The sequence below is a fragment of the Sedimentimonas flavescens genome, from assembly GCF_019264375.1.
Classification (GTDB): Bacteria; Pseudomonadota; Alphaproteobacteria; order Rhodobacterales; family Rhodobacteraceae; genus Rhodobacter; species Rhodobacter flavescens.
Window position 1 is genome coordinate 67,470 of sequence record NZ_JAHVAI010000003.1, and the last position, 16,853, is coordinate 84,322.

Consider the following 16,853-nt stretch of genomic DNA (forward strand, 5'->3'; position numbering starts at 1 on the left):
GATCGGGCAGGCCCTGCGCCTTAGAAGCGACGCATGTCGAAGGGGCCGAGCGGGATTTCCACCTCGCGCCGTGCAACAAGGGATGCGACAAGCTCGGCCGTGCCTGCCGATTGGGTCAGGCCCAGATGACCGTGGCCGAAGGCATAGATCACGCGATCCGAGCGGGGCGAGCGGCTGATGATCGGCAGGCTGTCAGGCAGCGAGGGGCGGAACCCCATCCATTGCGTGCCGCCGTTCGGGTCGAAGCCGGGCAGGAACTCAACCGTCTTGCGCACCAGCGTTTCGGCGCGCTTGTAGTTCGCCGGCAGTTCCAGTCCGCCAAGTTCGACTGCACCGCCCACGCGCAGCCCCTCGCCGATGCGGCTGACCACGAAGCCGTGGCTGCTGAACGACAGATGCGTGCGGACATCGAAGCTGGCGGTGGGGAAGGTGGTGTTGTAGCCGCGCTCGGTCTCAAGCGGGATCTTGTCGCCAAGGGTGCGCGCAATCCGGTGCGACCAGGCGCCCGCCGCGATGACGACCTGATCGGCCCGGCGCGGCCCGGCATTGGTGGCGATCTCGATGCCCGAGGCGGTCGGGGTGATCGACTGGATCTCGACGATCTCGATCTGGCCCCCGGCGGCCACGAACTGGCGCGCAAGGTGTTCAGTCCAGAGTGCCGGATCGGTCACGTTCAGCCAGCTTGGGGTGAAGCCCGCATGCGTGAACCGGGGGTTGAGGCCAGGCTGGATCTCGGCGATAGCGGCGGGGGTTTCGAGCAGGTCGAAGGCGATGCCGTGCTGGCCGCGCAGCTTCCACGCGGGCAGCGATGCCTCGAATTGTGCGCGGCCCTCGTAAAGCTGCAATTGCCCCTCGCGGCGCATGAAGGCTTCGCCATTGACGCGCGGAATCAGCCGCTCCAGCGCCGCTTGCGACACCCGCATCAGCGAAGATTGCGCGGCGACGGCGGGCTCGTAGCGGTCTTTCCAGCTGGCGCGCCAGAAGCGCAGCATCCAAGGCGCGATCCGGGCGGCATAGGCCGGGCGCAGCGACAGAGGGCCAAGCGGGTCAAGCAGCCATTTTGGCGCCTTGCGCATGATGCCGGGGGTCGCCAGCGGCTCGACCTCGGGGAATGCGAAGGCGCCCGCGTTCCCGCGCGAGGTTTCGGCGGCCACCCCCTTGCGGTCGAGCAGGCGCACGCGGTGCCCCTGCGCCTGAAGCGCAAGCGCGCTGGTCACGCCGATGATCCCCGCGCCGATGACGAGGATTTCAACTTGTTCGGATTGGGTCATGGCGGACCTCGGTCGGGCTGGAAGTGAAACGAAAATGCCCGGCGCCTGCATGGCGCCGGGCGGCATGGATCAAAGGACGATCCCTTTGCTGAACGGGTCTTGTGGCAGGAAGATCAGTTTGCTTTCCGCCATAACATAGGCCTTGCCGGTGATCGAGGGGATCACCCCGCAGTTCGACCCCTCGCGATAGGACAGCCGATAGGTGCTGCCGATCACGCTTTCCTGCACGATCTCCTGCCCCTCGGCGAGGCGGCCGTCGGCGGCAAGGCAGGCCAGTCGCGCCGAGCAGCCGGTGCCGCAGGGGGAGCGGTCGTAGGCATCGTCAGGGCAGAGCACGAAGTTGCGGCTGTGGCCTTCAGGCGTCTCTGGCGGGCCATAGAAGATCACGTGATCGACCGGCGCGCCGTTATCGCAGCCGTAGCCCTGCGCCAGAAGCGCCTCGCGCACGGCAACCGTCACATCCGTCAGTTGGCGGATATTCGTGGCGGTGACCGGAATGGGGCTTGGATCGACGAGGAAGAAGCAGTTGCCGCCATAGGCGATGTCGCCGGTCACGGTGCCGATGCCGTCAATCTCAACCGACACGCTTGTGCTGCAGCGGCGGCTTTCGACATTGGTGACGGTTACGGTATTGGCATCCAGAACGTCCACCGTAACGACGCCGACGGGCGTCTCGATCCGGTGCTGACCCAGACCGATGCGCCCCATGTGCACCAGCGTCGCCGCGAGGCCGATCGTGCCATGACCGCACATGCCCAGAACCGCCTCGGAGTCGAAGTAGATCACCCCGGTCACGCAGCTCGGATCGACCGGCTCGACCAGCAGCGCACAGACCATCGCGACCTGACCGCGCGGCTCAAGGATGACCGAGCGGTAGAAATCGCGATACTCGGTCGCAAGCCGTTGCGCGCGCTCGGCCAGCGGGCCGGACCCAAGGTCCGGGCCGCCGTCGAGGATAACCCGCGTGGGCTCTCCGCCGGTATGGCTGTCGATCACATGCATTCGGCGATCACTCCGCCCTGTTTCGACCAGTTGGCGAACCATCTGTTGAACTGATGGAACTGCGCCTCGCAGAACTTCGCCTGCGAGGGCGAGAGCGCATCGGTTTCGTAGATGTTGAGGCGGTATTCCTCTTCGCCCTTCAGCACCATGAGATGCTTGAAGTACAGCACCAGGTCAACGCCCTCGTCGAACTTGGCCAGAACCGAGAAAGCCTCGGCCAGTTCGCGGGCGCGTAGGTCGGCCTCGGGGCAGCCCTCGGCGGCGCGGCGCGACAGGGCGACCTGAAGCAGCGCCTCTTTCGGGAAGATCGTGCCGATGCCAGTGATCGCGCCGGCCGCGCCGCATTTCGCGAAGCCGTGGTAAACCTCGGTATCGACGCCCACCATCAGGATCACCTCGTCATCGTGCGAGGTGATGTGCTCGGCCGCATAGCTCATGTCGGCTTTGCCGCCGAACTCTTTGAAACCGATCAGGTTCTTGTGCTCGGCGCGGAGCGCAAAGAACAGATCGGCGCGGGTGGCGTAGCCATAATAGGGGCTGTTGTAGATGACGGCGGGCACATCGGGGGCCGCGTCGAGAATGGCCTTGAAGTGGTTGCGCTGCGCCACCACCGATTGACCGCGCGAAAGTACGCGCGGAATGACCATGAGGCCCGCAGCGCCGATCTTCTGGGCATGTGCTGCATGGGCGACGGCGGATTTGGTGTTCACCGCACCCGTGCCGACAATCACCGGCACACCAGCCTTGGTCAGGCGCTCGACGCCCTCCATGCGCTGCTCGTCGGTCAGCAGCGGCCAGTCCCCGCAAGAGCCGCAGTAGACGACGCCCGACATGCCGGCATCCATCATTTCCTGACCCTTACGCACCAGCGCGTCGAAATCGGGTTGGCGGTCGGCGGTGCAGGGGGTCAGCAGCGCGGGGATCGTGCCGAAGAATACGTCTTTGTTCATCCGAAGGACTCCGTTGGTTGTTCTGGGCGCGGAGGGAGTGCCGCGATTGTGTGTTCAGTGGCCCTGTCTGGCGATCCAGCCGGGCGGCGACGAGGGGGCGAGACCGCTGCGCGCGGTCTCGGCGCATTGCGCAAGGGAACCGAAGCGCACCGCGCGGTTGCTCAGGCCGGGCGCGTAATGGGCGTATTTGCCCGAGTTGGTCATCAGCACCTTGGCGCTCGGCGGGAAGACCGGCTCCGAGATCGAGCACCAGCACAGGTCGGGGATGATCTTGACGCCTGCCGCCTCCAGCCGCGCCTTCACACCGTTCTCGGTGATGGTGGTCAGCGTTCCCCGGCCAAGGGTGACGATGGTCGCCACATCGGGGTGCGTTTGCGTGCCATCCATCAGCGCGGCAAAGGCGGCGCATTCGCTGGCCGAAAAATGTGGGCTGCCAAGCGCGACCAGATCGACCTGCTCAGCGCCCTGGTTGAACTCGTCCCACAGGCGGGCGAAATCGGCGGGGCCAATGCGGGTGGTGTCGGCGTCGGGGGCAGGTGGCAGCGAGGCCTCGGGCGTGATGCCCGCGATATGCAGCATGGGCGAGGCCGAGGTCGTCCCATAGGCCGCACAAAGCGCCTTGAGATCGTCGTCCGAGGGGGCGGTGCCCTCAAGCCCTCGGATCAGCGGAATGCGGTCAGGCGCGGCCTGACCGACAAGCCAGCCGAGCATCGGCCAGAAGGCATCGTCATAGCCCTCGGGCAGCGCGACGTCGATGATACGCCGGGGCGCGCGGTTTTGTTCAAGATAGACACCCGCGCGGGCGGCGCGACCGGTCAGAGCGATGCACAGATCCATGAAATCGGCGTGTTTCACCGTGCGCGCACCAAGCACGCTGTTGGCATAGATCACCGCGTTGCTTTCGGCCCAGGCGATATCCTCGCCCGCTGCTGGACGGTCTTCGAGAAGATAGGGCGCGCAGGTGAAGCTCGGCCTTGCGCCCATTTCGACATAGGCATCGGCAAGGCCCGCGGCGGGGGCGCCGAACTCCTCGCTCACCCCCTGCGCGCGCCAGTTCGCATGATCGACCGAGATCGCGTTCATCGTGGTCGGGACGCGCACCCGCCCGCCCTTGTCGGCCATCGCGCGGGCAAAGGTGAGGAAGGCGGGGCTGGCGTAGATACAGCCGTCGATATGCACGCGGCTGACATCGGTCAGGCGCGTGGCGCCCTGTGCCGTGGCCATCGTGGCGATGATCTCCATCGCCAGTCGCGCGGCCTCGCCATGCGCACCGTCAAGGAAGGCGCAGTCGCTTTCGGTTAGTTCCAGCGGCGCCGACCCGGCGGGGTGGAGCGGCCAGGCATGGGTTCCCGCCTTCAGATGCGTTTCGGTGATCTCGGCGGAGGTCTCGCGCGCCAGCACGTCATATTCCGCCGCGCTCAGGCGCAGCACCGCGATCGCGTGGCCAAAGAGACGCCCGGCGATCAACGCACCAAGGGTCAGGATGTCCTCGCCCTCGCGGAAGATCAGCGCGCGCGGGGCTGCGCCCGCAAAGGCAAGGCCCAGAAGCACACCGCTGCCGGTGCACGATCCGCGGCTTGTGGGCATCATCACGATATGCCCCGCAAGGGTGCGCCCGTGCTGCGGGTGATGCGCGTCGATGATCTGGCCGGTGGACGGGTTCACCCCACCCCAGACGCTCAGACCCTCCTCGCAGACAAGGAGCGGCCCCTGAACGGATGCTGAAACGATCTTGGTTGCCATGAGTCACCTCGTTGCGGGCAAGAAATCCGGCATTTCGGCCATTTTTCCGGAATCGGAAGAGTGAAGCCGCGTTTTTGGATTCCCTTTGCTTTTGGCTACTTGCTAATCTTGCGCTCACTACAAAAATATGCTTAAACGATCACAACTGGTAAGAAAAGAAAAATATGTCGCAAACGGAAAAATCTTCGCATGGTGATGTAGCACCCGAGGCGGATGATGCTTGGGAAGCGGAACGCATGCAATTGCGCTCGGATCTGGGTGCGCGCATGAAGGCGGTCCGCCAGGCTTGCGGCTTCACGCTTGAGGTTGCAGCCCAGAAAACCGGCCTCGCGCTTTCGACGATCCACAAGATCGAGAACGGGCGCGTCTCGCCGAGCTACGAGAACCTGGTTCGAATCGCACGGGCCTATGACATCGGTATGGAGCGGCTGTTCTCGGCCGATCACGAGGCGCATCAGACCACGCGCATGACGGTGACCAAGGCGGGGCAGGGGCGCAAGGTGCGCTCGAAGAACTTCGAATACGAAGTGCTCTGCAATGCGCTGGCGGAAAAGAAGATCATCCCGCTGGTGACATTGGTCGATCAACGCGCGCCGCTGCGCCCCGAGGATCTGGAATCCCATGATGGGGAAGAGACGCTCTATGTCCTCTCGGGCCGGATCGAGCTGGTGGTCGAGCATTACCAGCCCGTCATCCTAGAACCCGGCGATTGCGCCTATTTCGACAGCACGCTCAAGCACGGGCTGCGCGCGCTGGACGATGACGAGGCCAAGATCTTCTGGGCCTGCACCTATATCGACGTGGACAAGTAGGGCGCTCGCCTGCGCTTGGCCACATTCCAAATCCGCAAGGGAGACTGCCGAATATGGCTGAGCAGAATACCGTTACCTTCGATGCGCTTCTGGCGCGCGTCGAGGCCATCTTTGTGCGTGCCGGGGTGCGCCCGGAAAGCGCGCGCGACGTTGCGCGCGTGATCGTTGCGGGAGAGCGCGACAACTGCAAGTCGCACGGGATCTACCGCATCGAGGGCTGCCTGCGTGTGCTGGCGGCCGGCAAGGTCGAGCCCCTCGCCGTTCCCGAAGTTCACGATGCGGGCACATCGGTGATCGAGGTCGATGCGAAGGGCGGGTTCTCGAACCCTGCGTTCTATGCGGCGAAAGATCTGCTGGTGGCGCGGGCGCGCGAAACGGGCCTTGCCGCGCTGGTGATCCGCGACTGCCTGCATTTTTCGGCGCTCTGGCACGATGTCGAGGCGCTGGCCGAAGAGGGGCTGGCCTCGCTGTCGATGTGCCCGAGCTATTCTTTCGTGGCGCCCGCGGGCGGCAAGGAGCCGCTGCTTGGCACCAACCCGATCGCCTTCGGCTGGCCGCGCCGGGGTGAGGCCCCCTATGTCTTCGACTTCGCAACCAGCGTCGCTGCGCGCGGCGAGATCGAGTTGCACCGCCGCGCGGGCACGCCGATCCCCGAAGGATGGGCGGTCGATCGCGACGGCAACCCCACGACCGACCCCGAAGCGGCACTTGAGGGCGCGATGCTGACCTTCGGGTCGCACAAGGGCTCGGCGATCTCGACGATGGTCGAGTTGCTGTCCGGCGCGATGCTGGGCGAGTTCATGAGCAAGGAGGCGCTCGACTTCATGGGCGGCACCGACCTGCTGCCGCGTCACGGCGCGCTGGTGCTGGCGCTCGATCCGCAGGTCTTCGCGGCGCGCAGCGGGCGCGATCCGATTGCCGAGGGCGAGCGGCTGCTGACCGCGATCAGCGGGCAGGGCGCGCGTCTGCCCTCGCAGCGCCGCTTTCAGGCGCGCGCCAAGGCGCTGCGGGACGGGATTACCCTGAGCGATGCCGAGCTCGCGCAGCTTGCGCGGTTCGAGACGCAGGGTCTGGCCGCCGTTTCCGGCTGAGCGACTCTGCCCCTATCTGATGGGGGCCGCTTGATTCAGATAGTTGCGACGCCTGCCAGGATAGCCTCCTGGCAGGTGTTTGTATTTTTGAAAGAAATGCCTCGCGTGACGCTCGGAAAGATGCATTAATCCGATCTGCTAATGCGTGCATTGTACGCCAAGTTATTCTTCATAGAGTTGAGTAGCGATTTCCAAGAAAACGCGCCTGTCCCCTGTTGCCCTTTGCTGTGCGGGTCTTCTCGCGGCCTGTATGCCGGCCCCTTCTACCAATGCCGGTTTTCGGAGCGCGCCGTCGATCGTTGGCAGCAGCTCTCACACAGTTGCGCGTCCTGCGTCTGCGGTTGAGGCATCGTTGAACCGCTATGCACGCACCTGTATCGACGGCAAGGCATTCCAGACGACCACAACGGGCGGGACGTCCTATCAGGTCTCGAAGGATTATTACTACGCGCGCATCGTCACCGAAGGGGGGATCCGGAGCCTCGTCATCAAGCGTGAGATGACCGCCCTGAATATGGTCTATCTCGACCCGTCGCATGAGGGGCCGCAGTACTTCGTTCTGGCCGACATTCGACAGATCGACAGCGGACATACCCGGTTGGATATTCGTAACGTCAAGCTGACCGGCACCAAGTTGCTACCGTCGCTTCTAGCCTGGGCCGAGGGGAGCTCGCAAAGCTGCCCTGACCTGTCGCGGATTTGATCATGCGGGCCCGTTTCTCGAAGATTGCCTACGCGCTTGCGGCAGCGGCACTGACCCTGGCGGGCTGCGTTGGGACGTTGCCTGCCTATCAGGCCCCGCCGGGTCCGACGAATGTGAGGCTGTCCGGCGTGGCGGAAGGCGGCGCGCTCTCCAGCGTAAGTGGGCGATTCCTTGTCTATCGGCCGAAGGATGCCTGCACGCATACGCTCGCCGGAACCCTTCCGTTCAAGGAGAATGGAGTGACCACGGTCATTGCGCCGGGGCAGACGGTCTATCTGTCGGTCGAGTTCACCCGCAGGACGCTGAACTCGACCTCGATGATCGACAGCGCACGCTATCTGCCGGTGCGGCCAGGTATGTTCTATGACGTCCGGGCAGAGTATCGCGGTTCGGGCTATGAGCTTTCGATCCGCGAAACGCCCATGGGAGGTTCCGGCGCGGGCCGCGAGGTCGGGATCTTGCCGGGGGAATTGCCCGGGTGCTGAAAAGGGTGACACCTTGGCGCCATGCGTCGGTGGAGCTATCGCTTTAGAAAAAAGAAAGGCGCGGGTTGCGACCCGCGCCTTTCTTGTTTGCTTGGTGTCCTCTCAGCGTACGCTGGCCAGGAACTTCTTGGTTTCCGGGTGCTGCGGGTCGCCGAAAAGCTGCTCGGGCGCGCCGATTTCCGCCATGATGCCCTTGTGGAAATAGGCTACGCGGTTCGACACGTCGCGGGCGAAGGCCATTTCATGCGTTACGCAGATCATGGTCATGCCTTCCTCGGCCAGCATCTTCAGCGTTTCAAGCACCTCGCCCACAAGCTGCGGATCGAGGGCCGAGGTCACCTCGTCGAACAGCATGTAGTCGGGCGACATCGCCAGCGCGCGGGCGATCGCCATGCGCTGCTGCTGGCCGCCCGACAGGCGCGAGGGGTAGGTGGACAGCTTGTCGCCCAGGCCCACGTGCTTGAGCTGCTTTTCCGCGATGGCCTCGGCCTCGGCCTTGCCCATGCCGAGCACCTTGCGCGGCGCAAGCGTGACGTTCTCCAGCACGGTCAGGTGCGGGAAGGCATTCCACTGCTGGAACACGATGCCGATCTTCTGGCGCAGCTTGTTGAGGTTGGTCGATTTGGCATGAACCTCGACGCCATCGACAAGGATCTTGCCTGAGTCGATCGGCTCAAGCCCGTTGATGCAGGTCAGCAGCGTGGATTTGCCCGACCCCGAGCCACCGATCACGGTGACCACCTCGCCTTTTTCGACGGTCAGGTCGATGCCCTTGAGAACCTCGAGATGGCCAAAGGATTTGTGGACGTTCTGGATCTCAATCATTGGACCACCTTTTTTCGAGATATCCGCCGAAACGGGCAAGCGGGAAGCTGATGAGGAAGTAGAAGGCGCCGCCGATCATGAGCAGGAAAAGCGGCTCTTGCAGGCGCGTGATGAGGATCTGGGTGGATTTCAGCAGTTCGGTGACCTGAACCACATAGACCAGCGCCGAGTCCTTCATGACGCCAAGCGCAAGCCCGATCCATGAGGGCAGGGCCACGCGCGTTGCCAGCGGCATCACGATGTAGCGCATGTCCTGGCCCCAGCTCATCCCCAGAGAGCGTGCCGCGCGTCGGGTGGTGGCGGGCACTGCGTCGATGCCGCCGCGCACGATCTCGGCGCAATAGGCCGAGGTGTAGAGCGAAAGCACCATGCAGGCGACGAAGAAGCCCGACAATTGCAGCTTTAGCACCATGCCAAGGAAGGCATTGGCCAGCACCAACTGGATCAGCAGCGGCACCGAGCGGAAGATGTCGAGCACGAAGGTCAGCGGCGCTGTCAGCGCTGCGCCGAATTGCACGCGGATCACCCCGAAGGCGATGCCGAGCGCCGTTCCGATCGCGACCGAGATCGCGGTCACCAGGATCGTCATGCCCGCGCCCTTGGCGAGGAAGATCAGATCGGCGGTCGTGAGGGCGGTATCAAACATGGTCGGTCCTCCCTCAATACCGGAACAGGCGGGCAGCGATCAGCCGTGCGCTCAGGGTGATGGCCTTGGTGATGATGTAGAAAATCACCCCGGCAATCGCGAAGAGCTCGAACGTGCGGAAAGTCAGCGCGTTGAGATCCTGCGTCACGCCGTAAAGGTCCGAGTTCATCCCGACGGTGACGCCAAGCGAGGTCATCAGCACGGCCCAGACCATCTGGTTGGTCATCGGCAAGAACGAGATGCGCAGCATCTGCGGCAGGATGATGTAGCGAAACGCCTGCAACTGGGACATGCCCAGAGACCGGCCCGCGCGGGTCTGCGTGTCAGGAATTGCCTTGAGCGCGCCGCGGAAGTTCTCGGCCAAGTAGCCCGCGTTGTTGAAGGTGATCCCGATCAGCAGCGACACGAAAGGGCTGAAATGGATGCCGAAGCTCGCCACCCCGAAATGCGCCATATAGATCTGGAACAGGGCCGGGGTGTTGCGCGCGATCTCGACCCAGCCGGTCGCGATGGCCCGAAGCGGACGAGAGCCGGACAGGCGCAGAAGCGTCAGGAGAATGGCGAAAGCGATGCCGATCAGCATCGACAGTACCGCCACTTCCATCGTCACCACTGCACCGTCCAGCATCTTGGGAAGCCGGGCAAGCGCCTGGTTCCATTGGAAGGTGTAACCGAACATTGCTGTTTCCTGCCTGGTCGGATGCGGAAGGAAAAACGGCGCGGGGGCTCCGCGCCGTCATTGGCTCCGGGTTCCGATCAACGATAGGCGTTGGGAACCGTCAGGTCGGGAAGCTCGCCGCCGACCCACTTTTCATACAGTTCGGCATAGCGGCCGGTGCGGATCTGCTGGTTCACGAACAGGTTGAGGTAGTTGATCAGCCCGTATTCGTTGCGGCTGGTGAACAGCGCCACATAGTCGGTGTCGAAGGGGGCCTTGCCGACCACCGAGATGCCCGGGAAGTTGCCGGTCTTGACGTTGGCCATCGCGACGGTCGAGGTCGAGACGGTCGCGTCAAGCTGGCCCTGGCTGAGTGCCAGGAACACGTCGGCCTGGGTTTGGTAGGGGCGGAACTCGCCCTCGCCCCACTCCTGCACCTGCTTTTCAAGCGCGATGGCCTCGTAGGTGCCGGCGACGGCGCCGACGGTGTGGCCCTTCATGCCTTCATACGAGGCGATGCCTGCGCCGTCATTGGCGGTCACGGCCATCTCAAAGGCGAAGTAGGGGATCGTGAAGCCCACGGTCTTTGCGCGTTCGAGCGTGTCCGAGGTCGAGGCGACGCCGACATCCACGCGGCCCGACATCAGCGCGGGGATGCGCTCGGGGAACGGGGTCTCGACGATTTCGGCGCTCACGCCAAGTGCGGCGGCAAGGTCGTTGCAGTAATCGACGTCGAAGCCGACCGGCTCGTTATTCGCGTCGCGCATCCCCATCGGCGGGAAGTCGAGAACGACTGCGCAGCGCAGTGTGCCCGAAGCGATGATGTCGTCCAGCTTGTCGGCCTGAGCAGCACCGGCAAAGCCGGTAGCAGCGATCAGCGCGGTAGCCATGATGGTTTTTTTCATTGGTTGAACCCCTCTGTTGATTCCTGAGCGAACATGAAATGTTTTCTTCTTTGTTGCAAGAAATTTTCATATAAGAAAAATGCTGGCGCGTCGAGAAAATTTTGAGTATCGACGCAAGTGAGCGCAATTGCTTGAATTTTCGTTCGAGAAAAAACGGCCGATTGCGGCGCCCAGGGCCGGAACGGCAGCGATCGCGGGCGCGAAAATGCCCTCGCGGCGGCAAATGGAAGGGATTCCCATGACTTTCACACCCCACGGCAAGCATCTGATCGCCGGAGAATGGCGCGCGACTGAACAGACGTTCCTGTCGGAGCCCGCGCATGGATCGGCCCATGCGTTCTCGGTCGGGACGCCCGAACTGGTGGATCAGGCGGTTCGCGCCGCCGAGGACGCCTTCTGGAGCTACGGCTATTCGACCCGCGCGGAGCGGGCGGCGTTTCTGGAGACCATCGCGGATGAGATCGAGGCCCGCGCCGAGGCAATCACCGAGATCGGCACGCAGGAAACCGGCCTGCCCGAAGCCCGCCTGAACGGCGAACGTGGCCGCACCACCGGCCAGTTGCGGCTTTTCGCGCAGCATATCCTAAAGGGCGATTACCTCGATCGTCGTCACGATGCGGCCATGCCCGACCGGCAGCCCTTGCCGCGCCCCGAGTTGCGTATGATGCAGCGCCCGATCGGCCCGGTCGCGGTTTTCGGCGCCTCCAACTTCCCGCTGGCCTTCTCCACGGCGGGCGGAGATACGGCCGCCGCGCTGGCCGCCGGTTGCCCCGTTGTGGTCAAGGGGCACGGCGCGCATCCGGGCACGGGCGAGATCATCGCCGAGGCGATCCTTGCGGCCATCGTCAAATGCGACATGCCGCGCGGCGTGTTCTCGCTTGTGCAGGGTGGCAAGCGCGATGTCGGACAGGCGCTGGTGCAGCACCCGTTGATCAAGGCGGTGGGCTTTACCGGCTCGCTCGCCGGGGGGCGCGCCCTGTTCGACCTTTGCGCGCAGCGCCCAGAGCCGATCCCGTTCTTCGGCGAGTTGGGTTCGGTCAACCCGATGTTCATGTTGCCCGAGGCGGTCGCGCGGCGCGGTGAGGCGCTTGGTCAGGGATGGGCGGCGTCGCTATCGATGGGGGCGGGTCAGTTCTGCACCAATCCCGGTATCGCAGTGGTTCTGAACGGCCCACAGGCTGACACGTTCGTCGAGGCCGCGCGCGCGGCGCTATCAAAGACGGGCGCGCAGGTCATGCTGACCGACGGGATCGCGAGCGCCTATGTCTCGGGTGCCGCGCAAATGGGGGCGCAGTCCGGCGTTCAGGGCCTGCTGACCTCGATGTGCGACCGGCGCGAGGCGAAGCCGTTCCTGTTCCGTGTCTCGGCGCAGGACTGGATGGGCAACCATGCCCTTGCCGAGGAAGTGTTCGGCCCGCTCGGGCTGGTCGTTGTGGCGCGCGACATGGATGAGATGTTGGACGTGGCGCGCAGCTTTGGCGGTCAGCTGACTGCGACGCTGCATATGGATGAGGCAGACGCAGGTCTCGCGCGGCGGCTGATGCCGATCCTGGAGCGCAAGGCCGGGCGGGTACTGGCGAACGGCTTCCCGACGGGTGTCGAGGTGTGCGACAGCATGGTGCATGGCGGGCCTTACCCGGCCTCGACCAACTTCGGGGCGACCTCGGTCGGTACGCTCTCGATCCGCCGCTTCCTGCGCCCGGTCTGCTATCAGAACATCCCGGCCAGCGTTCTGCCCGCCGATCTGGCGTGAAACCGGCGCCGCCGGGGCCCGTGTGCTCTGGCCGCGCCGCAAAAGGCTTGCAAATTGCGCGGTCCCTCCGCACCCTTGGGTGACGGGGGGACTGAACATGGCTGACGGACCCAGAGTTTTATCGCTGACCCCGGGGCATGTGGCGCGCGTGCATCGCGAGATCAAGGACGGCGGCCAGCCTGCGGGCCTGCTTCCCCAGACCGATCAGGATTATGCCGAATGGGTGGATCGAATTCTGGCGAGCCATCCGGCGCCCGATCGCCCGACCCAGCTTTTCGCCTATGGCTCGCTGATCTGGCGCCCCGAGATCGACCATCGGGGCGAGCAATGCGCGCGTCTGCCAGGGTGGCGGCGGTCTTTCTGCCTGCGGCAATGGCGGTTTCGCGGCTCGCCGGAGTACCCGGGCCTGATGATGTCGCTCGACCGGGGAGGGGAGTGTCAGGGCGTCCTCTTCGAGCTGCCCAAAGCCGATCTTGAGGCACAGTTCCACCAGTTGTTCCGCCGCGAATTCACGGTGAAGCCGATCACCAATATTCCCACATGGCTGCGGGTTGAAACCGGGGACGGGCCAGTCAACGCGCTGGTTTTCGTGATGAACCGCGAGTCACCACAATATGCCGGAGACCTGACGCCCGGCGAGGTTGCCGATGTGCTGTCGCAAAGCTGTGGTCATCTGGGAACCGGTGCCGAATACCTGCTGAACACGGTCACGCAACTGGAGGCGCGCGGGATGCATGACGAAGGTCTGTGGCTTTTGCAGGAACTGGTGGCACAGCGGATCGACGCGCGTTCCTAGTCTTTGGCGGGTTCTTTCGCCGTGGGGCTGTCTGCGGGTTCCTCGATTTTCAGCAGGGCGCGGGCGAGTTGCGTGAAAAGCGCCACGAAAACCCCTACGCCGACGAAGATATAGACCACGGTGAACAGCTTGCCGACATTGGTCTGCGGCGTCAGGTCGCCAAAGCCCACGGTCGACATCGTCGTGGTGCTGAAATAGAGCGAGTCGATCCAGGACCAGCCCTCGGTTTGGTGATAGAAGACCGTCCCGGTGAGCAAGAGGATCCCCGCAAGGCTGAGGGTGGCGCGAAACGTCGGGATGCGCCAGGAGCGAATGATCGCTTTGAACAGCCTCAGAATGTTGAGCAGGAAGGATAGCATTCGTTCTCTCCGGATGGACGGCCCGGTAGTCTAAGATCAGACCTGCCGCCCGTAAATGCGCACAGTGGTGGTGCCGCCCACGGGCACGCGCTTGTAGATGATCTTGATCAGGCGAATTCCGCGCACGAGGCCGGGCAGGAGCATCTTGCGGGTGCGGCGCCCTTCGCTGATGATCGAGCGGACTGCAAGTTCGGTCGTCTCCCCGTTGCTGAAGGTGACTTCCACGCTTTCGATGAAGATCGGGTTGTCGACCGCTTCGATCACAAGACCCGCAAAAAGCCCCTTGTTCAGGGTGACAGGGATGATCGAGAAGTTCTTGAGCAGGTTGATCTTGCTTTCGGCCAGCACGATCCAGTCTTCGCCCAGATCCTGATCCGCATGAGCCGCAAAGGGAAAGGCCGCCGCAAGGGCGATGAAGCTGCGGCGGTGCAATCTCTTGCGACCGACGCTGGACTGGGGTGTCTGGTCAGGCATCTGTCTTTCTCCCGTAACTACGGCTCACGCTGCGCCCGCGCATCTCAGAATCGCTGGCCCAGGGTGATGTACAAGAACTCCTCCTGCGCGTCGTTGCGCGCATAGTCGATCGCATAGTCGAGCCCGAACTGCTTCGATATCCGGTAGCGCAGGCCAAACCCCGCAGCAAAACCGCCCTGATCGAGCGACATGTCGGCGAAAGTGTCGCCGCCGATGCCAAGGCCCGCAAAGCCGACATAGCCGATGCGTTCGGTCAGACGCCCGCGATACTCGACCTGGGCGCCCGCCGACCAGGAGGCGAGATCATCGAGCGTGCCGAAACCGCGCAGCCCGTTTGCCATGCCGACGCCGCAGCCGTCGAAAAACGGTGCCGAGTCGGAGGCGCCGCAGATCGAGGCATTCGCGGCCAGAATGCCATTCTTGCCCAAGGGCGCATAGCGCGATGCGGAGGCCACACCCTTGGAATAGTGCCGGTCGATCACAGGGATCTCGCCGTCGAAAATCGCGTCCAGTTCTTCTCCATAGGCGAGCGAGCCTTTGATCAGCGCACCCTGCGTGGGGAAGAAGGTGTCGTCGCGGGTGTCATATGCCGCGTGAATGTTGATCTTGCCCACGGTCACATTGGCATCTGGCCTCAGGATCGGGGGCAGATCTTCAAAGCCGGGCACGTCAAGACCAAGGGTTGAGTCCAGATAACTGAGCGACACTCCCGCCGACAGCTTGCTGTTTACCGCCCGGCTGACCGTGAAAGCATATAGCTTGCCGGTCTGCTTCAGGGGAAGATCGGCCGTATTGCTCAGCGGGAAGTCATAAAAAAGGGTGGCCTCGCCGCCGATCAGGCCCACCGACCAAAGGCCGTCCGCGAAGTTCACGTTGAAGCCGCCGCCAATCCCTTCGCTACCGTTGCTGGTCTTGAGGGCGGCGATCCCTGCGCCGGAGGGCTTCGAGCCGGGAAGGTTGAACAGGTATCCTGCGCCAAGGGTCAGCCCGTGCTCGATCATCGGGTTCGAGAAGGGGATCGGGGCGATGACGACAGAGCCCTTGCTGATGCCGACGTCCGTCTGCCCCATCACGGCGGCATTGGAGAACTCGCGCTCAAGTATCGTCTCCTGAGCAGTGGAGGCGCCTGCAGACGCAATCAGAAGCGCTACCGCGATCGCGAGGCCGCTCTGATGGGCAGGAAGGGCCGCCGTGCCGCGTGCTGCGGATCTCTTGAGTGCTGCGAACGTCATGCTGTCTCCTTCTCGGCCTGCGCGTCGTCATTTTTCGGTCTGTGCCATGGGCCGCATCGCCGCACCCCATCAGTAGCCGATAATTTCCGCTTCGACATCAGAAGAATGTGGCGGTTTCTTCATGTTGGACACGTGAATCAAGCCTGAGCGATCCGATGAATGGAGCGGTCAGCGGGCTTTCGCGCGAGATCACCTACAGGCAGGCAATCCCCGTGGCGAAGGTGGCGCAGCCCAATAACAAAGCGCATCAGCGCCTGAGTCCGCCCTTCCGATTCCACTTGCTTTGTCAGGATATCCGATCAGGCCTAGCATTGGTCAGTGGCTGCTCTTTCCGGCATGCGCTCGCCAGACCAGAAAACCCCTCGCCTAGTGGCGCTTTTCCTGGCCCACCGCTACAGTCCGACGAAGGACATCGGCCGCTGACTGATTTAGTCAGCGCGCTGTAGCTTGAATTTATTGGATTTTTTGGCTCCGGCGGTAGGGCGCAGAGTAACTTTGCACAGCGTTGATTTGAAACGATAATTTTTCGGCTTCGGTTTGCACGGCACCAGTTTGTGCAACGTTTTGTGCACTGGATTGTGCTCCGTGGCAAGCCCTGACGGGCTTGCCTGTGACGCGACCTGATCAGGCATTGGTGTGGATCTCTGCCTCGAGGGCACGCATGGCCGCGACCAGATCCCGGACCTCCTGGCGGACATCGCGCAAAGCTTTCCAGCACTCAATCAATTGGCGCAGATGTTCGCGAGGCGCCTCGAAGATGAGATGATCACTGGTGTCGTTCATCAGGCACAAATCGCCGTAGCCGGGTTTCAGCGCATTCAGAGCGGCGCATAGGGCCTTGCCCATGCTCTGGATGGTGATGTCGTCGTGACGGGCCAGAACTTCCCCTTCCCGGAGTCGGGCAAGGGTTTCCTGGATGGGGGCGCTGTCAGAGGGCTCCGGCCCGTGCTCGCTCCAATCCTCGGCGAGACAACGACCGCGCCGGACGGCGATCAGGATGGCGTTTTCGAGACGCTCGTAGAGCGGTTGATGGGGCATGTGGTGAACTCCTTCGCGGGTGAAAACGCGACATGCGTCTTCTCAAGACGCCGATCCTGACAACGTTCAGCGGAGCGGCGGTGCCGGGAGCGACGGCAAGGTGGGAATGA

Annotated in this window: 18 protein-coding genes; 6 read left to right on the forward strand and 12 right to left on the reverse strand. The window is 63.6% G+C overall.

What is annotated here, in order from left to right; translation table 11 throughout:
• Window positions 1–20: 20 nt before the first annotated feature.
• The 4 genes from KTQ37_RS05575 to lhpI all read right to left on the reverse strand — a co-directional run bounded on the left by KTQ37_RS05575 (window position 21) and on the right by lhpI (window position 4,966).
• Window positions 21–1,271, reverse strand: a complete 1,251-nt coding sequence (locus KTQ37_RS05575; protein WP_218629507.1) for an NAD(P)/FAD-dependent oxidoreductase — start codon at window positions 1,269–1,271, stop codon at window positions 21–23.
• A 69-nt stretch (window positions 1,272–1,340) separates the two neighbouring features.
• Entirely contained in the window at window positions 1,341–2,273 is a 933-nt protein-coding gene (locus KTQ37_RS05580; protein WP_218629508.1) for a 4-hydroxyproline epimerase, read from the reverse strand.
• Window positions 2,264–3,223: a dihydrodipicolinate synthase family protein gene (locus tag KTQ37_RS05585; protein ID WP_218629509.1), complete on the reverse strand. Its 960-nt coding sequence runs from the start codon at window positions 3,221–3,223 to the stop codon at window positions 2,264–2,266. The genes KTQ37_RS05580 and KTQ37_RS05585 overlap by 10 nt, the downstream gene beginning before the upstream one ends.
• Window positions 3,224–3,277: 54 nt before the next feature.
• The gene (lhpI, locus tag KTQ37_RS05590) at window positions 3,278–4,966 is read right to left on the reverse strand and encodes a cis-3-hydroxy-L-proline dehydratase (RefSeq protein WP_218629510.1); all 1,689 of its coding nucleotides are present in this window, start codon (window positions 4,964–4,966) and stop codon (window positions 3,278–3,280) included.
• Between the two features lie 236 nt (window positions 4,967–5,202).
• On the opposite strand from lhpI, the gene KTQ37_RS05595 reads away from it, so the two are divergent.
• The 4 genes from KTQ37_RS05595 to KTQ37_RS05610 all read left to right on the forward strand — a co-directional run bounded on the left by KTQ37_RS05595 (window position 5,203) and on the right by KTQ37_RS05610 (window position 8,057).
• The gene (locus KTQ37_RS05595; RefSeq protein WP_236021096.1) at window positions 5,203–5,778 is read left to right on the forward strand and encodes a helix-turn-helix domain-containing protein; all 576 of its coding nucleotides are present in this window, start codon (window positions 5,203–5,205) and stop codon (window positions 5,776–5,778) included.
• A gap of 53 nt (window positions 5,779–5,831) precedes the next feature.
• Complete coding sequence (locus KTQ37_RS05600) at window positions 5,832–6,869, forward strand: Ldh family oxidoreductase (RefSeq protein ID WP_218629512.1); 1,038 nt, start codon at window positions 5,832–5,834, stop codon at window positions 6,867–6,869.
• Between the two features lie 352 nt (window positions 6,870–7,221).
• Complete coding sequence (locus KTQ37_RS05605) at window positions 7,222–7,572, forward strand: hypothetical protein (RefSeq protein WP_218629513.1); 351 nt, start codon at window positions 7,222–7,224, stop codon at window positions 7,570–7,572.
• A gap of 2 nt (window positions 7,573–7,574) precedes the next feature.
• A complete protein-coding gene (locus KTQ37_RS05610; RefSeq protein ID WP_218629514.1) occupies window positions 7,575–8,057 on the forward strand; it encodes a hypothetical protein in 483 nt (160 codons plus the stop codon).
• 102 nt (window positions 8,058–8,159) lie between these two features.
• Here KTQ37_RS05610 and KTQ37_RS05615 read toward each other — a convergent pair whose 3' ends face one another.
• The 4 genes from KTQ37_RS05615 to KTQ37_RS05630 form a co-directional block, all read right to left on the reverse strand.
• Window positions 8,160–8,882 (reverse strand): amino acid ABC transporter ATP-binding protein, encoded by a 723-nt coding sequence (locus tag KTQ37_RS05615; protein WP_218629515.1) that lies wholly within the window; start codon window positions 8,880–8,882, stop codon window positions 8,160–8,162.
• Window positions 8,875–9,528 carry an amino acid ABC transporter permease gene (locus KTQ37_RS05620; protein WP_218629516.1) on the reverse strand — a complete coding sequence of 218 codons (654 nt, stop codon included), beginning with the start codon at window positions 9,526–9,528 and terminating at the stop codon, window positions 8,875–8,877. The genes KTQ37_RS05615 and KTQ37_RS05620 overlap by 8 nt, the downstream gene beginning before the upstream one ends.
• A gap of 13 nt (window positions 9,529–9,541) precedes the next feature.
• On the reverse strand, window positions 9,542–10,207 hold the full coding sequence (locus KTQ37_RS05625) for an amino acid ABC transporter permease (RefSeq protein WP_218629517.1): 666 nt from the start codon (window positions 10,205–10,207) through the stop codon (window positions 9,542–9,544).
• Between the two features lie 77 nt (window positions 10,208–10,284).
• Complete coding sequence (locus tag KTQ37_RS05630) at window positions 10,285–11,091, reverse strand: ABC transporter substrate-binding protein (RefSeq protein WP_218629518.1); 807 nt, start codon at window positions 11,089–11,091, stop codon at window positions 10,285–10,287.
• A 238-nt stretch (window positions 11,092–11,329) separates the two neighbouring features.
• Here KTQ37_RS05630 and KTQ37_RS05635 point away from each other — a divergent pair, with 238 nt between their 5' ends.
• Together KTQ37_RS05635 and KTQ37_RS05640 are read left to right on the forward strand one after the other, a co-directional pair.
• Window positions 11,330–12,844 (forward strand): aldehyde dehydrogenase (NADP(+)), encoded by a 1,515-nt coding sequence (locus KTQ37_RS05635; RefSeq protein ID WP_218629519.1) that lies wholly within the window; start codon window positions 11,330–11,332, stop codon window positions 12,842–12,844.
• A gap of 97 nt (window positions 12,845–12,941) precedes the next feature.
• On the forward strand, window positions 12,942–13,640 hold the full coding sequence (locus tag KTQ37_RS05640) for a gamma-glutamylcyclotransferase (protein ID WP_218629520.1): 699 nt from the start codon (window positions 12,942–12,944) through the stop codon (window positions 13,638–13,640).
• On the opposite strand, the gene KTQ37_RS05645 is transcribed toward KTQ37_RS05640, so the two are convergent.
• From KTQ37_RS05645 to KTQ37_RS05660, 4 genes are all read right to left on the reverse strand, one after another.
• Window positions 13,637–13,999, reverse strand: coding sequence for a potassium channel family protein (locus tag KTQ37_RS05645; RefSeq protein WP_218629521.1), 363 nt, complete (start codon window positions 13,997–13,999; stop codon window positions 13,637–13,639). The two genes, KTQ37_RS05640 and KTQ37_RS05645, sit on opposite strands and share 4 nt — an antisense overlap.
• A 36-nt stretch (window positions 14,000–14,035) precedes the next feature.
• Window positions 14,036–14,473, reverse strand: a complete 438-nt coding sequence (locus KTQ37_RS05650; protein WP_218629522.1) for a hypothetical protein — start codon at window positions 14,471–14,473, stop codon at window positions 14,036–14,038.
• Window positions 14,474–14,517: 44 nt separating this feature from the next.
• Entirely contained in the window at window positions 14,518–15,705 is a 1,188-nt protein-coding gene (locus KTQ37_RS05655; RefSeq protein WP_218629523.1) for a BamA/TamA family outer membrane protein, read from the reverse strand.
• Window positions 15,706–16,329: 624 nt separating this feature from the next.
• Window positions 16,330–16,743: a hypothetical protein gene (locus KTQ37_RS05660; RefSeq protein ID WP_218629524.1), complete on the reverse strand. Its 414-nt coding sequence runs from the start codon at window positions 16,741–16,743 to the stop codon at window positions 16,330–16,332.
• Between the last annotated feature and the right edge of the window lie 110 nt (window positions 16,744–16,853).